At 67.0% G+C, this 20,795-nt stretch carries 18 protein-coding genes; 5 read left to right on the top strand and 13 right to left on the bottom strand.

Features of this window, described 5'->3' with window-relative positions:
- Positions 1-14: 14 nt before the first annotated feature.
- Positions 15-989, bottom strand: coding sequence for a DUF2510 domain-containing protein (locus tag ACPXCG_RS13975; RefSeq protein ID WP_425792558.1), 975 nt, complete (start codon positions 987-989; stop codon positions 15-17).
- Between the two features lie 160 nt (positions 990-1,149).
- On the opposite strand from ACPXCG_RS13975, the gene ACPXCG_RS13970 reads away from it, so the two are divergent.
- Positions 1,150-2,184 (top strand): beta-mannosidase, encoded by a 1,035-nt coding sequence (locus tag ACPXCG_RS13970; protein WP_425792833.1) that lies wholly within the window; start codon positions 1,150-1,152, stop codon positions 2,182-2,184.
- Here the strand turns inward: ACPXCG_RS13970 and ACPXCG_RS13965 are convergent.
- Genes ACPXCG_RS13965 through ACPXCG_RS13950 form a run of 4 tightly spaced genes read right to left on the bottom strand, consistent with a single transcriptional unit; the run spans position 2,177 to position 8,904 of the window.
- Positions 2,177-3,877, bottom strand: a complete 1,701-nt coding sequence (locus ACPXCG_RS13965) for an ABC transporter (protein ID WP_425792557.1) — start codon at positions 3,875-3,877, stop codon at positions 2,177-2,179. The two genes, ACPXCG_RS13970 and ACPXCG_RS13965, sit on opposite strands and share 8 nt — an antisense overlap.
- Positions 3,874-5,391 carry a glycosyltransferase gene (locus ACPXCG_RS13960; RefSeq protein WP_425792556.1) on the bottom strand — a complete coding sequence of 506 codons (1,518 nt, stop codon included), beginning with the start codon at positions 5,389-5,391 and terminating at the stop codon, positions 3,874-3,876. Before ACPXCG_RS13960 ends, ACPXCG_RS13965 begins: the two co-directional genes overlap by 4 nt.
- Positions 5,388-6,911, bottom strand: coding sequence for a hypothetical protein (locus ACPXCG_RS13955; RefSeq protein WP_425792555.1), 1,524 nt, complete (start codon positions 6,909-6,911; stop codon positions 5,388-5,390). Before ACPXCG_RS13955 ends, ACPXCG_RS13960 begins: the two co-directional genes overlap by 4 nt.
- 7 nt (positions 6,912-6,918) lie before the next feature.
- Positions 6,919-8,904, bottom strand: coding sequence for a hypothetical protein (locus ACPXCG_RS13950; protein WP_425792554.1), 1,986 nt, complete (start codon positions 8,902-8,904; stop codon positions 6,919-6,921).
- A gap of 253 nt (positions 8,905-9,157) precedes the next feature.
- Between ACPXCG_RS13950 and ACPXCG_RS13945 the strand changes: the two genes are divergently transcribed.
- A complete protein-coding gene (locus ACPXCG_RS13945) occupies positions 9,158-9,958 on the top strand; it encodes an alpha/beta fold hydrolase (protein ID WP_425792553.1) in 801 nt (266 codons plus the stop codon).
- Between the two features lie 88 nt (positions 9,959-10,046).
- Here the strand turns inward: ACPXCG_RS13945 and ACPXCG_RS13940 are convergent, their stop codons facing one another.
- The 7 genes from ACPXCG_RS13940 to ACPXCG_RS13910 form a co-directional block, all read right to left on the bottom strand.
- Positions 10,047-11,597 carry a carboxylesterase/lipase family protein gene (locus ACPXCG_RS13940; RefSeq protein WP_425792552.1) on the bottom strand — a complete coding sequence of 517 codons (1,551 nt, stop codon included), beginning with the start codon at positions 11,595-11,597 and terminating at the stop codon, positions 10,047-10,049.
- Between the two features lie 148 nt (positions 11,598-11,745).
- On the bottom strand, positions 11,746-12,510 hold the full coding sequence (locus tag ACPXCG_RS13935; protein WP_425792551.1) for a LamB/YcsF family protein: 765 nt from the start codon (positions 12,508-12,510) through the stop codon (positions 11,746-11,748).
- Between the two features lie 40 nt (positions 12,511-12,550).
- Entirely contained in the window at positions 12,551-13,504 is a 954-nt protein-coding gene (gene rlmB / locus ACPXCG_RS13930; RefSeq protein WP_425792550.1) for a 23S rRNA (guanosine(2251)-2'-O)-methyltransferase RlmB, read from the bottom strand.
- Between the two features lies 1 nt (position 13,505).
- Complete coding sequence (gene cysS, locus ACPXCG_RS13925; protein ID WP_425792549.1) at positions 13,506-14,900, bottom strand: cysteine--tRNA ligase; 1,395 nt, start codon at positions 14,898-14,900, stop codon at positions 13,506-13,508.
- Positions 14,901-14,953: 53 nt separating this feature from the next.
- Positions 14,954-15,412, bottom strand: coding sequence for a 2-C-methyl-D-erythritol 2,4-cyclodiphosphate synthase (gene ispF, locus ACPXCG_RS13920; protein ID WP_425792548.1), 459 nt, complete (start codon positions 15,410-15,412; stop codon positions 14,954-14,956).
- Positions 15,409-16,158 (bottom strand): 2-C-methyl-D-erythritol 4-phosphate cytidylyltransferase, encoded by a 750-nt coding sequence (gene ispD / locus ACPXCG_RS13915; protein WP_425792547.1) that lies wholly within the window; start codon positions 16,156-16,158, stop codon positions 15,409-15,411. The genes ispF and ispD overlap by 4 nt, the downstream gene beginning before the upstream one ends.
- Before the next feature lie 41 nt (positions 16,159-16,199).
- A complete protein-coding gene (locus ACPXCG_RS13910; RefSeq protein ID WP_161061799.1) occupies positions 16,200-16,688 on the bottom strand; it encodes a CarD family transcriptional regulator in 489 nt (162 codons plus the stop codon).
- Positions 16,689-17,043: 355 nt separating this feature from the next.
- Here ACPXCG_RS13910 and ACPXCG_RS13905 point away from each other — a divergent pair, with 355 nt between their 5' ends.
- A complete protein-coding gene (locus ACPXCG_RS13905) occupies positions 17,044-17,631 on the top strand; it encodes a hypothetical protein (protein WP_425792546.1) in 588 nt (195 codons plus the stop codon).
- Positions 17,632-17,709: 78 nt separating this feature from the next.
- Entirely contained in the window at positions 17,710-19,089 is a 1,380-nt protein-coding gene (gene radA, locus ACPXCG_RS13900; protein ID WP_425792545.1) for a DNA repair protein RadA, read from the top strand.
- A 6-nt stretch (positions 19,090-19,095) separates the two neighbouring features.
- Here the strand turns inward: radA and ACPXCG_RS13895 are convergent, their stop codons facing one another.
- Complete coding sequence (locus ACPXCG_RS13895; RefSeq protein ID WP_425792544.1) at positions 19,096-19,680, bottom strand: PaaI family thioesterase; 585 nt, start codon at positions 19,678-19,680, stop codon at positions 19,096-19,098.
- 25 nt (positions 19,681-19,705) lie between these two features.
- Between ACPXCG_RS13895 and disA the strand changes: the two genes are divergently transcribed.
- Positions 19,706-20,791, top strand: a complete 1,086-nt coding sequence (disA, locus tag ACPXCG_RS13890; protein WP_425792832.1) for a DNA integrity scanning diadenylate cyclase DisA — start codon at positions 19,706-19,708, stop codon at positions 20,789-20,791.
- Positions 20,792-20,795: the final 4 nt, after the last annotated feature.

Raw genomic sequence — 20,795 nt, 5'->3', positions numbered from 1 at the left:
CGGAGGTCCGGTGATCACCGCAGTCTCGCGAGGAGCGCAGCAGCGATCGATGGCGACGAGTTCCGCTGGAAGATGAAGATCGATGCGAGCTGACGATTCGATACGTTCAGCCGCAGGCCGTCGGCGTACTGCTCGATGGCCACGAGCTTGTCATAGCGGAACTCGAGAGTCCGTTTGCGCCCGATGAACACCGCACGACGATCGGTGATCACCAACTGCCCGGTGTCCTGCTCCTTCAGCTCACTCCCGACCACCACGCTGCGGCCACGGACGTCACCCACCCGGTAGGTGAGCCCCTTCGCCAACCGCACCGAGACACCGCGAGAGCCGCCGCGGAATTCACGTACGTCTGTCTCCTTCATGAGGGATACCCGCGGTGCGTAATACGCGACTTCGTCCGGCTTCGTCAGCAGTGGCGCGTCCTCGTCGACCGGAAGCCGGCCATCGTTGATCTGCGCAACCACGAGATCTTCGAGAAGTTCGAAGTCTCGAACCGCGAGATCCTCGTAAGGTACGGCCAGAGCCGAGGCGAGGTCCTCGAGATGCTGTTCCTCGTCGGTGCTGACGATGTCGTCGGCAAGGACATCGTGCGCGGCCACGCGGAACACCTCCCAGGCCTTGTCCTCATACTTCTTCCCCCGGTACAGGTCACGGGCACTCGCCACCATGGCCGGCAGTGCGCGCAACGCCGTGCGGTCGCCATGGGCAGCGCTGACGGCGGTCGTCTCGAAAGCGTCCCTGGCCTCGCGGCGGTCACGCCAGAACGGCCGATGGTGGTGGGGCGCGGGCGAGGCGGACCGGTCCGGCGCTTCTGGCGCCCTGGTCGGAACACCGGCGGATACCGCCGGACCCGACGGCTCGGTCGACGCGAGCGGATCGATGCCTTGCTGCCCGGCGTCGGCGACGTACTCGGTCCATGTCTGACCGTTCCAATAACGGAATTGGTGCCGACCTGCCGGGTCCGGATACCAGGCGGGAGGAGCGCTCATCTCGGCCACTGTAACGCCCACCCCCGCGTCGTGCGCTGAAATACCGCGCGCCGAGGAGCAAACTCGGTACCCTCCGCTGGTGGGATGGCTTCGAGCGGTTCCCCGCCTGTGCGCCACCCTGATCGTGGCGTCCGTCGTCGCGACCGGATGCTCCCAGTCGATGTCCGCCCCTTCGTCGTCCGGCCACGATTTCGGCGGTCGCGTCGCCACCACCGACAACGGGCTACTTCTCGACGGGCACCCGTGGTGGCCGACCGGTTTCAACGCCTATCAACTCGGCACCGACTGGTCGGTCAACCGCGGCTGCGGGGCCGAAGTGAATCTCGATGACTACTTCGCCCGACTTCCGCCGCACGCGCTGACCCGGGTCAACCTCTACGCGATGTTCGTCGTCGACAAGAAGACCGGCCTGATGGACTACGGCCCGCTCGACGCGGTGTTCGACGCCGCCACCCGCCACAGGCAGATGGTGCTGCCGGTCCTGACCGGCAGCTCCGGCGACTGCGAGGACGGGAAGTTCAAGGACCGGGCCTGGTACGGCAACGCTTGGCAGAGCCGCAAATCCCTGGGCGGTATGACATTTGCCGATTGGCTGTCCACCGCGGTGACCCGCTGGAAGGGACGGCCCGTGGTGGCCGGTTGGGAACTCGTCGGTGAACCCGAGGCCGGCGTCTGCAGCACACAGGGATGCAATTGGCAGGTCCGTCAGTGTCCGGCGGGCGGAGCAGACGTGCTGCGCACCTTCTTCGACCGGGCCGGCGAACGAGTGCACTCCATCGACCCTCACCGCCCGATCTTCTCCGGTTTCATCGGCGGCGATCAATGCGGACTCACGGGCGCCGATTACGAGAGAGTCGGCGCCTCGCCCCAGATCGACGTGCTCGACTTCCACGACTACGGCGGCGGCCCCACCGATTACGGCCCCGCCGGCAGCGACCTCCCGACCCGGATTCAGCAGGCCCACACGCTACGAAAGCCCATCATGGTCAACGAGATCGGGATCACGGCCGGCAGCTGCCTGCCGGTCGCCACCCGCGCCGATCAGTTTCGCAAAAAGCTCGCCCAGCAACGGTCGGCGGGCACGGCCGGCGGCCTGTTCTGGGCGTTCGTGCCGGATCCTCGACCCAGCGAGTGCACCTACGACATCGGTCCCGACGATCCGGCCTGGAAGGTCGTGGCGGACACCGTCAGTTGACGGTGTCCGCGGGGTCGATCTCGGACTCGGTCAGTTCGGCTGCGGGTGTGACCCGATAGATCCGCCAATCCGGCAGGTCCGCACCCTGATTGCGGGCCTCGAGCACGAGCACTCCGATACCGGCACCGTTCTCGTACAAGGTGGGATACCGGATGTTGAGGGCGTCCGACGCCCCACGTCCGGTCGGCGGAACCGACAGCATCAGCTGGACACCGTGTGCGACAGGGTCGTTGAGGATCGTGGCGAAGTCCTGGTCCGAGGGGATCACGAACCGTTTGGGATGCTCGGACTGCGCGATGACGGCGAACCCGTAGACGGTGTCGCAGAGCACGCTGCCATCGGGCAGGTTCAGCCGATCGAGATATTGCGCCAATGACCGTTCGGTGGAGAACGAGCGTACGGTGCGCTGGGCGTCGAGAGACTTCTGATCCACCGCATCCGGATTCGGCGTGACCACCTGCGTCAGGGCGTACTCCTGGGGTGCGTACTTCTTGGATGTCATTCCCCACGCGGTCACGGGGACGGCCACCACCATCGTGACGACAGCGGCCACACCCAGCATGAAGTGCCCCCTTGTCCGGGCATCGACCATGTCCGGCATGCGCGCGTAGGCACCGAGCCGCCGGACCGGAGTCGATCGACGAGCCGGATTGGTGATGAACGCGATGATCGTCGCCAACAGAACCACGGTGATGTAGAACCGCAGGAACCCGAACGTGGAACCCCGGGCGTAGGTGAAGATCTGGAAGAACAGGACGGAGCCGATCAGCGGAAGCGGCGCGAGTACGGGCCCCATCCGTCCCCACCGCCGCCGGGCGACCAGCACGATGGTCAACAGCAATGGGAAGAGCGGCGCGAGGATGAGGACCTCGACGATCGAGAAACTCAACGCTCGGAACGGCCCTCCCGTGCCGCCGCCGCCGGACTGCTCCAGGATGGCGGTGTTGCCGTATTGCGAGCTCAGCTGCGCGAAGAGGTCACCGGTGATCAGCCAGCTGGTGATGGCCCACACCACGAAGGCGACCGCGCTCGGGAGGGCGATCAGCCCCATGTCGAGGATCGCCCGGGAGAGCCGATTGTCCCGATCGGCGCGTCGGTAGGTGACGATGAAGACCACGATGCCCGCTGCCAGCGCCGCCGCGGCACCGTCGTATCGGGTCAGGTAGGCGAAGCCGAGAGCCATTCCCGCGGTGACGAGTTCGTGCACGTCGTCGGTATCGATCCACCGCATTCCGCGCCGCGCCGCCCATACGAGGAAGAACAGATACGGTGCCTCGCTCATACCGTTCGCCGCGTAGAACACGATCATCGGGTTGGCCGCGTAGCAGATGGTCACCGGGATCACGATGTGCTTCGCGACACCGCGGTCCCGGGCGATCCCGGACACCTGGATCACCGAGCCTGCCATGAACGCCGACGACATGACCGCCGCTGAGATCGCCGACGTGGTCATCGCGGGGAAGATCGGGGTCAGCGCGGTCAGCGGCAACTGTACGAGCGCCGTCAACGGGGTGAAGATGAAGCCGATCGCCGAGACGTGCGGCTCCCGGCTGAACAGGACGCTCTGCGCGGATTGCACGCGCGAGAGCGAGTCCCCCACATAGAACCGGACATCGGTGGCCAGATAGACACCCACCACGAGGTAGACGACCCAGACGATCGCGAAGAGCGCGATGATCTGCCGGCGACTCATGCCGACCCACTATCGGCGGGCTCGGGCACGGAATCGCCGGCATCCAGGGCATCATCAGCACTGCTCGACAGCCCGTGGAAGGTCTTCTCCCAGTACGACGGATTGAACAGCATCTGCCACATGCCCTTGATGGCCGCGACACTCATCAGCACCCAGTAGGCAGGCACCATCAGGGCGGACCAGAGAAGCTTGCTCCGGCCGTCTTCGCGGATCGAGACGAGGTTCATGTAGATGGCCGCCCCGTTGCCGAAGATCAACGACACGAGCGACAGGTAATAGATCGGGCCGGGGAAGATCTCCGCGAACACCTTCGGCTGTCCGGCCAGCCAGATCACCATGATCAGCCAGAACACCATGTTCATGCACGCGATCACCGGGGTCCCAGCGATCAGCAGGGTGAACCGGTACCACGCGACCGGACCGAGGATGCGCCACAGCGCCACCGGGCGGCGCATGTGCACCAGCCACGTCTGCATGTAGCCCTTGTACCAACGTGATCGCTGCCGCACCCAGTTGATCGGATCGACGTTGGCTTCTTCCAGGGTCAGCGAATCGAGCACGGCCGTCCGGTATCCGCGTCCGGCGATCCGCACGCCGAGGTCGGCGTCTTCGGTCACGTTGAACGGATCCCACGCACCGATGTCGTCGAGGACGTCACGGAGGAAATGATTCGAGGTGCCGCCCAACGGGATCGGTGCGCGACTGACCATCAGACCGGGCAGCAGGTAGCTGAACCAGATGCCGTAATCGGCGGTGAACCACTCGGTGAGGATGTTGTCGCGTGAGTTGTGGAAGTTGAGTTTGCCCTGCACGCACACGACCGTGTCGTCCGACGCACGGAACGCCGCGACCGCGCGACGCAACTGGAGCGGATCGGGCAGGTCCTCGGCGTCGTAGATGGTGACGATGTCGCCGGTCGCGAAGTGCAATCCGTAGTTGCAGGCCTTGGGTTTCGTCCGCGGCTGCGCGGGCGGCACCAGGACCACGGTCACCATCTCGTTGTCACCGACGTCGCGGGCGGCGGCGATCGTCGGTTCGTCATCCTCCTCGAGAAGCAGCAGGACCTGGAGCTTGTCGTGTGGATACTCCAGTGATTCCATGGCCCCGATGAGGTCCCCCACGACCTCTGGCTCGCCGTAGGCGGGCACGAGCACCGTATAGGGCGGCAGGTCGGCGTCGGCGATGGCGCGGGCCTGCTCGTCGGTGATCGCGATCGCCCCACTGACCAATCCTCGCCGGAAGATCGTGACGCGGTCGATGAGCGCCAGGATGTAGACGACGGTGGCGACCGACACCAGCCCCGCCGTGGCGCCGATCGGGAACACCACCAGCAACACCACGATGACCGCGAGGGTGCCGAGGCCGATGATCTTCTGGCCGCGGCTGAACGGCACCGACGCGGTCATCAGCGGGTCCTCGTCACGCAGCCGCTCGACGGCGTCGTACAAAGCGGCCTGGCGATAGTCCTCGTCGGCCATCAGTTCGTCGATGGGGCGACCGCCGCGGGTGCTCATGAGGCTCCCTTTCCGATCGCGTCCACCTGCGCGTTGATGAGGTCCTCGGCGCAGCCGACGAGGAGATCCATGTCCTTGAACTGCGGTTCGAGGTCGGCGGTCACCGAGTTACCCCGGAACAGCACGGTCAGGAAGGTGTTCAGGTTGTGGGCGACAGTGATGTCCGGGGACGGGAACACCGCATCGGGATCGTGGTTGTCGACCGAGACGAGCATGACCTGTTGGGTGTGCTCACCGTCGTTCCAGAGCCAGTAGAGCCTGTTGTAGGTCAGGTAGCTCTCGTCGTCCACCACCGTCTGCAGGCGCGCGGTCACCCCGTGCGGGAGGTCGACGTCGATCGACTTGCTGAACCGGTCGCCGACGAGGTCGGCGAGGAAGAACACCGGATACACCTGGAAGCTCAACGGTTTCGACGTTTCGATCGTGTTCGCCATGATTTTTCGAGGACGTGCGAACTTGTCGAACTCGAGGCTGCCCTTCGACTGGTAGATGTCCTGCGAGGTCATCACCGCATCGCGCCCGTAGAGCCGGGTCACCCAGTCGTAGCCGGTCACCGAGCCCTGTACCCATCCGGGCGGGACGATCAGCGGCGGACGGGTGTCGAGTCCGGGGACTCGTTGGTTCGGGACGTTGCCGTAGGACGGGATCGGTACGAAGAACATCCCGATCGCGAGGACCACCACCACGAGAGCCGGGCGTCCGACCTTCCCCACACAAACCGGGTACATGGGCCTCCCGAGGGGACTCCAGGACGCACCGTGCTGGCGGCGATAGTCGACGTACAGCCACGCACTGGCCACGAGCGCGGCACCCACGGCCGGGACTGTCTGGAACACCACCCGCGGCGCATCCGGGAACAGGGCCCACACCCCGACGAGGGCCAGCATGCCCACGACGCCGGCGATAGCTGCGCCGGCGAGCCCCCGACGTGGGGTCCGTGCGGTCGCGACGGCGGTCGCGGTGGCACCGAAGACGACCATGATCGCGCCGGCGGCGAACGGACCACCTCCCAGCGGCAAGACCAGCACCCGGTAGGGCACCGGAAAGATCACCAGCAGCAGGAACCACGCCCACCGGTACCGGGCAGCCGGTCGTAAGCCGAACACCAGACAACAACTGCCCAGCAGAAACATCCACAGGCCCAACAGGTCCACATGCGTGGTCAGATAGGCGCCGGAGTACCTGAGGCTCATCGCCTTCAGGGTGATCGAGATGAGGAGGAGGAGGATCCCGACGATGCCATCGGTCTGCCGGTCGTGGATGGGCAATTCGATGCCACGGCGCCACGACACCCCGATGGCCGCGATGATCACCAGGACCACGGCAGCCGGTATGTAGGTGATGATCGTCTGGGCACGCATCTCCGCGATGACGGCCACGAGGGTGGTCCAGAACGCCAGCGTCGTCGCTGCGACCACGAACACCCACCGGAACGCCACGACGGCGGCCGGGTTCTGCGCGATCCGCTCGCGGAGTCCCGGACCGCGCGCCGCGGGCGCCGGTGCGGTGTCGACGGTCATGGGCTGCCTACTGTTTCGGCTGTTGTGCCGGCCGGGCCGCCCGCGCTCGCCGTCTGCGCACGATGATCGTCCCGCCGATCACGATCCCGACCAGTAGCGCAGCACCCACGATGACCCCCGTGATGGTGAACCAGGCCTCCTCCTCGTCGGACGACTCCTGGTCGGCGGCAGCATTCACCTCGTCGGAAGCGACCGCGACCGGATCATGCCCGGGAACCTGAAGAATCGCGTCACCGCTGACCGACGACCACCGCTTGTCGGTCGACATCCACCGCAGCAGGCCGTCGAGGTCACTCGCGTCATCGGTGGAGGTCGCCACCAGCAGACTCCGGTCACCGGATCGGGTCACCTCGAGAGCGCCGTAGTCGACACCCGGATTGAGCGTGACCGAGGACTCCTGGGGATCGTCGCCCTGCGACACGACCTTCAACGTTCGGCCGTCGGACTGCAACGGGAGACCCAGGTCCGGCAATCCCTTCCCGTCGGCAGAGATCAGGATCGCCGGCTGATCGGACGAACCGGCGGTGTCCATCGACACCACGTCGACACCGAACGGCACCGCAGACATCGCCTGCAATCCGGATGCGATCGAGACGGCCCGCGAGACGTCGCCGACATCGCCCTTGGACCACGCGAGTTGGGTACGCGGCATCAGGGCCTGGGGCACGGATTGGAATCCGCTGGGCACCGGCGGATCAGATGCTTCCGACTGGATCTCACCGGCCGAGCTCAGACTCAGCGAGCTGCGGTAGCCGGTGCCGCAGCTCTCGCCGAGGTCGCCGCGCTCGAGGGTCACGGTGAGTTCGGTGTAGCGGGTCACGACGTCCTGAGGCACATCGACCCACGAGTTGAAGGTCCCGCTGCCGTCGTTCTGCAACGTCGCGATCGCCCGATCGCCGACCTTCACCGAGATCAATCCGTCGGCGTCGCGCGGACCGGGGCTGTAGGAGCCCTCCAGCTGCACCCGGATGTTCTTGGACGGCCGTCCCAACCGGGTCTGATCGATGCCAACGGTGACCGAAGGCCACGATGCCGACGTGGCGCTCTGATCCGGGATCCCGATGTCGGAGAGGGTCTGCACGTCGGGCGGGAGTTGCGGTGCCCCGTGCAGGGTTCCGGCCACCGCCGCCGAGCTCAGCGCGATCGGCGAGAGACTGGACGTGAGGAATTGTGTCTGCGTGAGCAGTTCGTCGCCCGACCCACCGATCTCGAGATAGTTGCTGCCGCGGTTGTCGTGCAGGGACAGCCCCGGCGGCGCGTCGGTGCTGATCACGACCTGTCTCTCCAAGGGGCCCGGCACCGTCGGGGGTGTCGCACCGCGTGGCAACGCAACCGTGTCGATCGGCACCGGAGTGGTCCCGTAGTTGGCCACCACAGCGGTCGCGAGATTGACCGCCGCGGCCCCCTCGGCCTGCTGCACATCCTGGGGGACGTAGATCGTCAATCCGCGCAGGACCGGCGGCAAGAAGTCGGCGACGGTGTCCGGGATCGCCTCTCGCCCTGTGTAGGCGACACTGGCATTGACGATGCGCAACGCGTGTTGTGGGTCGAACTGACAGAACCCCTCGATCTGGAGGTAACCGCGCAGGACCAGATCGGCGGCGTTCTTGTCGACGCGGACCCCACGCAGGGACAGCTCGATCGGCGCGTTGGGCGCCGGATTGATCGGTGTCCGAGAGATCAGCCGATCGCCCTGCAGGACATCGATGCTGCCGCCTTTGACGAACGCCGGCAGTTGGGTGTTGCCGCGCAGCACCGACGGTGTGAGGTCCTTCGGGACGGGCAGGGTCAGGCTGACCTCACCCTGCTGTCCCGGGAAGGTGATCGTCGAGGACGAACCCAGGTCTGCCAAGCTCATCGCGGGCGGAGGATCCCCGGGAGCCGCAGTCGCGGTCGGGGCCAGCCCGGAGAGTGCGGCGACCATCCCGACCACGGCCACGACGACTGCCGGAACCACGCCGGCACGACGCAGCGACCTCTGACGAATGTCCATCGGACCCCTTCAATGCGCGCACGTCCTGCGGTCGTCCGCGCCCCTCGGCGAGACGTACTCAGTGTTACTGAAGTGAACCTAATCGACCAGCCGTATACGTGTCAGAGATAACCCCGTTCTCATCTGTGGCCTCTGTCTCGATTGTCCCTGCCCCGATTGTCCCCTGCCCCGATTGTCCCTGCCCCGATTGTCGTTGTGGATTCGAGTCACAACCGTTTCCCGATGGGCGGCGACTTCTGGAACGATGGGCGGAGTGTCGAGCGTGACCGCGGGTGAACAGATCGACGGCGGCGTCTATGTGGACGTCGGCGGACGGCGAGTGTGGCATTTCCACGGTGGCGACCCTTCTGGTCAGGCCATCGTGCTGCTGCACGGGGCCTTCGGGTCGGCAGCCACCTGGGGTGCACAGATCGCCGACTTCACAGGTGTCGGGTTGAACGTCTACGCCCCCGAGCGCAGTGGACACGGCCACTCACCCGATCACGACGGCCCGTTCACCTATGCCGACATGGCCGCCGAGACCATCGACTATCTCGAGAACGTCGTGAGCACACCGGCCCATCTGGTCGGTTGGAGCGACGGCGCGGTGATCGCCCTGCTCGTCGCCCGGCAACGACCCGATCTGGTCAACCGCATGGTGCTGGTGGCCAACTACGTCAACACCGACGGCCAGGAGGCCGCGGAGTTCTTCAGCCTCATCAAACAGCGGAATCCGTCCACGGTGGAGTTCCTGCGCAGCGGATACGTCCCGGTGTCACCGGACGGGCCCGACCATTTCGAGGTCGTGTACGAGAAGACGGTGGCCATGCTCAGTCGCGAGCCCGAATACGATCTCGACGACTTCGCCGAGGTCGCGGCGCCGACGCTGGTGGTCGCGGCCGATCGGGGCGTCGTTCGCATCGAGCACGTGCTGGCACTCTCGCGAGTGCTGCCCCACGGCCGGTTTGCCGTGCTCCCGGGCACGCACATCCTGCCGGTGGAATCGCCCGAACTCTTCAACCCGCTGGTGGTCTCGTTCCTCGCCGCCGATCCGGCGAGTCACTGGGCGCCCTGACCGACCTGCCACCTGGCCACCCGACCACCGCCGACAGCAACCCGTATCTCGCCGACAGCAACCCGCTCCCCGCCGACAGCACCGCCAGTCAGGCCGAGGCGTGGACCTTCTGCCAGGCGGCGCGACGGGCACCCTCCGGATCTGTCTGCACCCGGTCGGGATCGTCGATGATGAGTACCTTGCGGCTGCCGGACTCGTAGGCCGGCCATCCCACCCCGGGAACGCCGCCGGTGGCGAAGGCACCCCAACGATCCTGCACGTCGGCGATCACCCGCCCGGTGGAACGCCAGTCCCCGACCGCGAGGCCGGCACCCAACGCCGTGCGATAAGCACCGAACACCGCGAACAACTCGGTGGCGTGGGTCGCCCCGACGCCGGTCGCGGCCAGGATGCGGGTGTGAAAGTCGTAGCGATAGACGTAAGTCGGCGCCACCCGACTGTGTCCCTCGGCGAACGCCACCATCGGCGCCCAGAACACGGCATCCGCCGCCAGCTGGACGTCATCGCGCTCGCCGCCGTTGTACAGCGCCCGGATCTCGCGACGGTCCTGTTCGTCGCTGACCCGGACCAGTGCCTTCTCGGCGTCCGGCAGTACATTCCAGAACTTGGTGAACAGCTGCCCCTCGTCGTGGTTGCTGCCGATGATCAGCGGCACCGGAAGCGTCGTGCCGGCGGCGGCCGCATCCAGTGGCGAGGCGGGCAGATAATCACCGTCGACGACCGGTCCGTACGGGATCGCGTCGTCGACGCCGGCCGCGGCGGCGAACTTCATCAGACGATCTCCGGCACGAAGGATCTCGTTCGCCGACGACCGAGCGATCAGCGCCTGGGCGTCGGCGGCCGGAATCGGTTCGGCCTCGGTGTCGATCCGCGTCGACCGGCGCTGTGGATCTCGCAGCAAACGCAGGAACTCGTCGGCATAGATCCGTGCGGAGTCCTTGCCGATGACGAGTTCGGTGGCCGGGCTCTCCGCGATGGCCCGGTTGAACAGGCCGTTCGCGGCGGGCGTGCTCAGCAGGCTCACCACCGACGTGCCGCCGGCACTCTCACCGAAGACGGTCACGTTGTCGGGGTCACCGCCGAATGCCGCGATGTTGCGCTGCACCCACGACAATGCCGCCACGTGGTCCTTGAGGCCGAGATTCGAGTCGAACGGACGGTCGTCGGTGGCGTAGGCGCCGAAGTCGAGGAATCCGAACGGGCCGAACCGGTATTGGACGGTCACGACGACGACATCTTGCGCACGGGCGAGCAACGACCCTTCGTAGAGGGGGGTTGCCGCGGTGCCGAGGATGTACGCACCGCCGTGGATGAAGAACATGACCGGTCGCGGCGTCGACGACGGGCGGTCGGGCGCGAACACATTGAGGGTGAGGCAGTCCTCCCCGACCGGCTGATACTTGCCGGGTGCGACCGCAGTGAACTGCTTCTCCTGGATCGCCGCCTTGGCGAATCGGGTGCAGTCGCGGACGCCGGGCCACGGATTGACCGGCTGCGGATCACGAAAGCGCAGGCCGGCCACGGGCGGCGCGGCGAACGGGATGCCTTTCCAGCTGATGGTGCCGCGCCGGGTGCGCTTGCCCCGCGCACCCTCGACGATGCCATCGGTGGTGGTAACCCTGCTATCGATCGATGTCATGTACCCCAACATAGACGACGCCCTGATCCCGCCCGCGGAGCCGGTTTGTCCCGCCGACAGCAACACACTCAACGCCGAGAGCAACCACCTTCTCGCCGACAGCAACGTGCATCGACGCTTCTGGGCCCGAAACCATCCACCGGCGACCTCAGTCTGCCGAGATCGAGATACCGGCCTCCCGAAGTGCGCCGCGGACGGCACGCGCGTGCGCGACGGCACCGGGGGTGTCGCCGTGCAGGCAGACGGACTCTGCGTCGACGGCGATCACCGATCCGTCGACGGCGGTGACCGTGCCGTCGGCGATCAGCCCGACGACACGTCGCGCGATCTCGCCACTGTCGGTCAGCACGGCCCCCGGCTCGGTCCGCGGAACCAGGGTGCCGTCCGGCCGATAGCCACGATCGGCGAAGGCCTCGGTGATGAACGGGATCCCGGCCTGCGCGGCACGTCGCAACGACACCGATCCGGGCAACCCCATCAACGGCAACGATCCACCGAGCTCCACGATCGCCGCCACCACCGCGTCCGCCTGACCCTCATGCTTGACGATCGAGTTGTACAGCGCACCATGCGGTTTCACGTATGAAACCTCGGCACCGACGGCGCGGGCGATGCCGTCGAGGGCACCGATCTGATAGATGACATCGGCAGTCAGGTCGTCGGGCGCGACATCCATGAAGCGCCTGCCGAAACCCGACCGGTCCGGATACGAGACCTGGGCACCGATCCGCACGCCGGCGTCGGCCGCCGACCGGCAGGTCGCGATCAGCTCTGCGGGTGTCCCGGCGTGAAAGCCACAGGCCACATTCGCGCTGCTGACGACCTCCAGCATCGCCTCGTCGTCGCCGACGCCCTCACCGAGGTCGGCGTTCAGGTCGATGACGAGATCCGTTGTCCGTCCGCGTCCACCCATACCGCGAAGTCTAGTGGCCGCGGCGGGGCCGAGATACGTCCTACTGCCGTCGCTGACGTGCGAACTCGGCGAGCACGACGCCGGCCGCGACCGAAGCGTTCAGGCTCTCGACATCACCGGCCATCGGGATCGACATGATGGAGTCGCAGGTCTCGCGCACCAGCCGCGAGAGTCCCTTGCCCTCCGAGCCGACCACGATGACGGTGGGCCCCGTGCCGTCGTACTCGTCGAGGGTCACATCGCCCCCGGTGTCGAGACCGACCAGCTGGGCCCCGTCGGCCGCCCAATCCTTCAGCGTGCGGGTCAGATTCGGCGCCTGCGCCACCGGCAGCCGCGCGGCCGCACCGGCGCTCGTCCGCCAGGCGACCGCCGTGACACTGGCGCTGCGTCGTTGCGGGATGAGGACACCGTGGCCACCGAAGGCCGCGACCGAACGGATGACCGCACCGAGGTTGCGCGGGTCGGTGATGTTGTCGAGGGCCACCAGCAGCGGTGGCGTCCCGCTGTCCACGGCGTCGCGCATCAGGTCGTCGGGGTGGGCGTACTGATACTCGGGCACCTGCAGGGCGATGCCCTGATGCATCCCGTTCGACGACAGGCGGTCGAGCTCGTTCTTTCCCACCTCGAGGATTGCGATACCGAAATCGCCTGCCATCTTCACACTCTCGGCGACCCGCTCGTCGGGCTCGGAGTTGGTGGCCAGGTACAGCGCGGTTGCCGGCACCCCGGCGCGCAGGCACTCCACCACCGGGTTGCGACCGAGGACGTACTCGGGGCCGTCGTCTTTGCGGCTGCGGGCACCACCGCGGCCGGTGGTGGTCTTCGCGGCCGCCTTGGCCCGCTTGTGAGCAGGGTGATACGGCCGGTCGACCGCCTTCGGAGTGGCCCCGCGCGCCTCGAGTCCGCGGCGTCGCTGCCCGCCCGAACCGACGGTCTGCCCCTTCTTGCTGCCGGTCTTGCGCACCGCGCCTTTACGTTTGGAGTTTCCTGCCATGTCAGGACGTTCCCTTCAGCGACCACTGCGCACCATCTGGTGTGTCCGTGACCTCGATACCGGCCTCGGCGAGTCGATCGCGGACCGAATCCGCGGTCGCCCAGTCTTTTTCCGCGCGCGCCTGCGACCTGCGTTCCAACTCGGCGCGCACCAGGACGTCGAGCGCCGTGGTGGCCGCGCTCTCGTCCGCACTGTCGTCGGACCAGTGTTCGTCGAGCGGATCCACTCCGAGGATGCCCATCATCGCGCGCACCGACGACGCGGCCGCGAGCGCCCCGGGTCCGTCACCCGACTCGAGTGCGGTATTGCCTTGCCGCACAACGTTGTGCACCACTGCCAGCCCCGCCGGCACGCCGAGATCGTCGTCGAGTGCGTCGGCGAAGTCCGTGGGGACCTCCCCGACCGCGACCTCGCCCACGCGCGACGACACCCGCGTGACGAAGGACTCGACCCGCCGGTATCCCGCGGCCGCCTCGGTGAGAGCGCCGTCGGAGTATTCGAGCATCGACCGGTAGTGCGCACTGCCCAGGTAATAACGCAGTTCCACCGCGCGCACCCGCGACAGCATCGCCGGGATCGACACCACGTTGCCCAGCGACTTGCTCATCTTCTCGCCGCCCATGGTCACCCAGCCGTTGTGCAACCAGTAGCGGGCGAACGGATCTCCGGCGCCGTGCGCCTGCGCGATCTCGTTCTCGTGGTGCGGAAAGATCAGATCCATGCCACCGCAGTGGATGTCGAACTCCGGGCCGAGGAGTGAGGTGGCCATCGCGGAGCATTCGAGATGCCAGCCCGGACGTCCTGGCCCCCACGGCGTGGGCCACGACGGCTCGCCGGCCTTGGCCGCCTTCCACAGGGTGAAGTCACGCGAATCCCGTTTGCCGGTACCCGCACTCTCCCCCTGGTGCACGTCGTCGAGTCGATGCCCGGAGAGCGACCCGTACTCGGGCAGGCTCAGCACGTCGAAGTAGACGTTGCCGTCCGATTCGTAGGCGTGACCGCGGTCGATGAGCCGCTGCATGTACTCGACCATCTGGGTGACGAATCCCGTGGCCCGGGGTTCGCCCGACGGCGCGATCACGCCCAGTGCGTCGTACGCGGAATCGAAAGCACGCTCGTGGGTCGCCGCCCACTCCCACCAGGGACGACCGTTGTCCTCGGCCTTCCGGAGGATTTTGTCGTCGATGTCGGTGACATTGCGGACGAACAGGACGTCGAGGCCCTGATGTTCGAGCCAGCGCCGCAGTACGTCGAAGGCGATCCCGCTGCGCACATGACCGATGTGGGGCACGCCCTGGACGGTGGCGCCGCACAGGTACACCGATGCGTGTCCGGGGTGCAGCGGAACGAAGTCGCGCACCTCTCGGGACGCGGTGTCATACAGGCGCAGGGTCACGACGAGCAATCCTACCTGGTCAGATTCGCCATTCGGCCCCGGTGGCTCCCGGGTCAGTCGAGCAACGCGGTCGCGACCGCCGCCACGCCCTCGCCTCGACCGGTCATACCCAGCCCGTCGGTGGTGGTCGCCGACACCGACACGGGTGCGCCGAGCGCCGCGCCCAGCACCTGCTGGGCCTCGTCACGACGAGGTCCGATCTTCGGCTGGTTGCCGATCACCTGGACCGCGGCGTTCACCACGTGGAAACCGGCGTCGGTGACGAGTTGGCGAACGTGCTCCAGCATCGCCGCCCCGGAGACGCCCGCCCATTCCGGACGGCCTGTCCCGAACACCGAGCCGACATCGCCGAGTCCGGCTGCCGAGAGCACCGCGTCACACAGGGCGTGCGCGCCGACGTCACCGTCGGAATGACCTTCGCAACCGGGCGCATCGGGGAAGTGCAGCCCGACCATCCAGCAGGGCGCATCCGCGTCGACGCGGTGCGCATCGGAACCGATGCCGACTCTCATGAGGGGGGCTCCGTGAGGTGGTCTCGATACGTCTCCTCGCTACGCTCGTCGACCACTCGACCAGCGGGGGACGTCTCCGCGACGATGTCACGTGCGATCCGGAGATCCCAGGGCGTGGTGATCTTCATGGCCAGCGGATCACCGGCGACCACGTGGACCGGAATCCCGGCACGCTCGGCGAGCCCCGCATCGTCGGTGGCGAGTCCGGAGGCGTCGGCATGAGCCTGCATCAGCGCCGCGCGGGTGAAGCCCTGTGGGGTCTGGATGGCACGGAGACGTTCGCGATCGACGGTTCGGATCACCGGTTCTCCGGTGCCCGGCCCGGCCGCCACCGGTTCGACCTCTTTGAGTGTGTCGGCAACCGGCAGTCCGGGGACCACGGCGAGATGTCCGTGACGCACGGCGGCGACGACCCGATGGAACACGTCGGGCGGCGTGAAGGGACGCGCGGCGTCATGGACCAGCACGATGTCGGAGTCGGTACCGGCGATGCCTGCCCGGACGGACTCGGACCGATGGGATCCACCGGCGACCACCGTGGCGTTCGGGACCAGGCGCGTCGCCTCGTCGATCAGGTGGGCGGGAACCACCACGACGACAGTGTCGGCAACCCCTGCGCGCAGGATGCCGTCGACACAGCGTTCGAGAATGGTCGTTCCGCCACCCAGATCGACGAAGGCTTTCGGGACCGCCTCACCCAGCCGGGTGCCAGACCCCGCGGCCGGGACGACCACACTCACCGTCATTCCGGCGCCGCCGGGATGTCAGTCACGTGCAATTCAACGGGTCAGGACGCCGCGGCCAGCACCTCGTCGAGAATGCTGGTCGCCTTCTCGTCGTCGGTGTTCTGCGCCAGCGACAGCTCGTCGACCAGGACGCGACGGGCACGGGTCAGCATGCGCTTCTCACCGGCCGACAGTCCACGGTCCTGTTCGCGACGCCACAGGTCACGAACGATCTCGGCGACCTTGATGATGTCGCCCGAGATGAGCTTTTCCTGGTTCGCTTTGAACCGGCGCGCCCAGTTGGTGGGCTCTTCGGTATGCGGGGCGCGAAGCACCTCGAAAACCTCACCGAGCCCCTCTGCGCCGACGACGTCACGAACGCCGACGTATTCCAGCTTTGTCGAGGGGATCTGAACGGTCATGTCACCATCGGCAACTTTGAGAACGAGATATTCGATCTGTTCGCCCTTGATGGTCCGAGTCACGATGTCCTCGACCCGAGCAGCACCGTGATGTGGGTAGACAACGGTGTCGCCAACTTTGAAATTCAATGTTCCGTGCCCCTTTCGAGTAGACCCAGTCTAGCACGGGCGTCCGAGAGGGCCCACACAACGGTGCAGGTCAACGCGCTGTACCGTGCGCTCCGGCCACACCTCGCGGGGCGACGGACCAGCACAAACCGGGCCGTGATCGGCCACACACAGGCACTGCCGAAACCCCCTCCGGCACATCGTCGCACCAACCCCGGCGGCACCAATCCGACACCCGATCGGGCTTTTGCGGTTGCCGCCCACTACGCTGCGTAGTGCAGGGTTCACGCATGTGCGTATCGGCCTTTCGAATACCTGGGAGGAACGGGTGTCAGTGCTTCGGAAAACCGCTCGGCGTTCGGCTGTCCGTACGCGCATGGGGCGTACGACCAAGGTGACCGCGATCGCCGCGGCGGGCATCGCTCTCGCACTCGGCACCACCGCGTGCGGTGCGGGTCAGATCTCGCAGACGGCGAGCCAGGAACCCGCCGTCAACGGCAACCTGGCGAACGTCGGTTCGATGCAGCTGCGGAACGTGCAGATCATGTACCCGACCGACAAGGCCGACGAGGTGTTCGGCAACGGCGGTCCGTTCGAGATCTCGTTCGTGATCAGCAATGTGGACCCCGTCCTCAACGACCGGCTGGTCGCCATCGACGCTCCAGCCGGCGGCAAGGTCACCATCGCCGGTGACACGAGTATCGCTGCGGGACAGGCGCTTCGTGCCGGCAAGCCCGTCGGGCTGCTCGAACCCGAGAACGTCCAGTCCACCGACGAGGAGAAGCGCCTCACGGTGATGCTGTCCGGAGCAGGCGACTCGGTCGCCCCCGGCCTCACGACGCCGCTGAAGTTCCGCTTCGAGAAGTCCGGCGAGGCCACTGTCGACACGCCGATCGACTCGGGCACCACCCTGCCGCGTCAGGACAAGATCCGGCAGGCCGAGGCCCCGCCCGTCGAGCACTGAGCTCTTCTCTCGGCTGTCGCTCTCCTTTCGGCTGTCACGCTTCGCACGGCTGTCGGGGGCCCTCACTAGGCTGACCGGGTGGCCAAACCGAAGTCGTCCTTCCGCTGCAGCGCCTGCGGGCATTCCGTCGCAAAATGGGTGGGTCGCTGCCCGGACTGCGGCGAATGGGGCACGGTCGACGAGGCCGCCACGACGATCGGTGGCCGTGGCAATGCGGTCGGCGGCGTCACGCCCACCAGCCCGGCCCGGCCGATCACCGAGATCGATGCCAACGCGTCGGTGGCGATCCCCACCGGCATCGAAGAACTCGACCGCGTCCTCGGGCGTGGCGTGGTGCCCGGATCGGTGATCCTGCTCGCGGGCGAGCCGGGTGTCGGCAAGTCGACCCTGTTGCTCGAGACGGTCAAACACTGGGCACACCGCGGCCAGAAGGCCCTCTATCTCACCGGCGAGGAGTCGGCCGGCCAGGTCCGGATGCGCGCCGAGCGCACCGACGCGGTCCACGAGAACGTCTATCTCGCGGCCGAATCCGACCTCGCGACCATCCTCGGCCACGTCGACGAGGTGAATCCGTCACTCGTCGTCGTGGATTCGGTCCAGACGGTCGTCGCGACCGGAACCGACGGCGTCACCGGCGGCGTCACCCAGATCCGTGCGGTGACAACGGCATTGGTGTCGATGGCCAAGAACCGCGGGATCGCCGTGGTACTCGTCGGGCACGTCACCAAAGACGGGGCGGTCGCCGGCCCTCGCTCGCTCGAGCATCTGGTCGACGTCGTCCTGTCCTTCGAGGGCGACAAGCATTCCAGCCTCCGGATGGTGCGCGGCATCAAGAACCGCTTCGGCGCCGCCGACGAGGTCGGTTGCTTCGAGCAGCGCGACGACGGGATCCATCAGGTACCCGACCCGTCCGGGATCTTCCTCCATCAGCGCGACGCCGACGTCACGGGTTCGACCACCATGGTCACGATGGACGGCAAACGCGCGCTGGTCGGCGAGATCCAGGCGCTCGCCAACAAGAGCACCATGGCGACTCCCCGGCGTGCCGTCTCCGGCCTGGACTCGGCGCGCGTGGCGATGGTGCTGGCCGTGCTGCAGGCCCGGCTCGGTGCGCCCCTCAACGACCAGGAGGTCTACCTCGCGACCGTCGGCGGGATGCGCGTCACCGAGCCGGCCGCGGATCTCGCGATCGCGCTGTCGGTGAGTTCGGTTCTCGACAACACCCCCATCCCGCACACCACGGTGGCGATCGGCGAGGTCGGGCTCGCCGGCGAGGTGCGGCGGGTGTCCGCGGTGGCGAGGCGGGTGACCGAGGCCCGACGGCTCGGTTTCCGCCACGCGATCATCCCGGCGGGTACCGACGAGAACCTGCCGTCCGGGATCCGGGTCACCCGCGTCGGCGACCTCGAGCAGGCAGTCCGTGCCGGACTGGCGAGTGTGGTCGACGCGCCGTTCTGAACGGGCTCAGGGACGCGACAGTCGTTGTTTGTACTCGTCGGAGAGCTGACTCTTGCCGATGTGCTCGGCGAAGTGTTCGCGGGCGTTGATCGACACGAAGATGGCGTGGGCCGCCGCGACCGGCTGATCGGGGTCACCGATGTGCGCAACGCCCTCGGTGTAGAGCTTGCGGCGTTGCCGCCCGAGCAATGTCGCGCGGAACTCCAGGGTCGATCCGACCGGGATGGGTCGGAGGAAGTCGACCTCGATGTGCACGGTGACCGCCGACGGCCCGACGAGCAGCGGCGCCATCCCCATCACGTCGTCGAAGGCCGTGGTCAGGATGCCGCCGTGCAACACGCCGGGGCCACCCTCGAAGTGGGTCTCGACGGTCATCGACGCGGTGACCGTGAAGTCCTCCCCGGCATACATCTCGAGATGCAGACCGTGCGGGGAATCCTCGCCACACCCGTAACACATCGGGTTGTGCATCCTCATCGGCTCACCCGGCCGGACGGCCTTGGGATGACGCTCGATGGGGTCCAGGTCGGTGGGCACCACAAAACCGCTCTTCACGTCCCGATACCCTAGTCCGTACGCGGTGTCACCCATGCGACGAGGTGGGACCGGAAAGGGCATGATGGCCGAGATCGCGAAGTCGGAGCTGACCAGGGAGACCCTGGCACGGGTGGCCCCGGGTACCGGTCTGCGCGATGGGCTCGAGCGCATCCTGCGCGGCGGGACGGGCGCCTTGATCATCCTCGGCCACGATTCCGACGTCGAGAAGATCTGCGACGGCGGATTCCACCTCGACGTCGAGTTCGCCCCGACACGTCTGCGCGAGCTCGCCAAGATGGACGGCGCCGTCGTCCTCTCCACCGACGGCAAGCGGATCGTGCGGGCGAATGTCCAGCTCGTGCCGGATCCGTCGATTCCGACCGAGGAGTCGGGTACCCGACATCGTGCCGCCGAGCGCACCGCCATCCAGATCGGCCACCCCGTGATCTCGGTGAGTGCGTCGATGTCGATCGTGAGCGTCTACGTCGACGGCGTGCGGCGCGTGGTCGAGAGCCCCGACCCCATCCTGTCGCGGGCCAACGTCGCCTTGGCGACGCTCGAGCGGTACAAGACCCGACTCGACGAGGTCATCGCGGGACTGTCGCGGGCCGAGATCGAGGACTACGTGATGCTGCGAGATGCCATGTCAACCGCACAGCGCATGGAGATGGTTCGGCGGGTGTCGGTCGAGATCGAGGAATATGTCCTCGAACTCGGTGTGAACGGCCGCCAGGTGAGCCTGCAACTCGAAGAGCTGATCAGCGACAACGACACCATGCGCGAACTACTGGTCCGTGACTACTACGCGAGCCCGGAGCCGGCGCGCACCGAGGAGGTCCGGCAGGCGCTCGAGAGCATCGAGCAGTTGTCCGACGCCGATCTCCTCGACCTCACGCTGCTCGCGGGCGCTTTCGGGTATCCGACCACCATCGAGGCCCAGGATACCGCGATGAGCCCGCGCGGTTACCGGCTCCTGGCGCGGATCTCACGTCTGCAGTTCGCGCACATCGACCGTCTGGTGCGTAGCTTCGGGACGCTGCAGGCCCTGCTCGCGACGAGCGCCGCCGACCTCCAGGCCGTCGAGGGCATCGGCAGCATCTGGGCCCGCCACATCCGTGAGGGATTGTCCCGGCTGGCCGAGAGCAGCATCGAGCGATACGAGTAGAGCA

The organism is Gordonia sp. DT218, from assembly GCF_049847105.1.
In the GTDB taxonomy this organism is placed as follows: Bacteria; Actinomycetota; Actinomycetes; order Mycobacteriales; family Mycobacteriaceae; genus Gordonia.
Note: the sequence above shows the minus strand (reverse complement) of the source record. Positions and strands in the feature narration are given on the sequence as shown.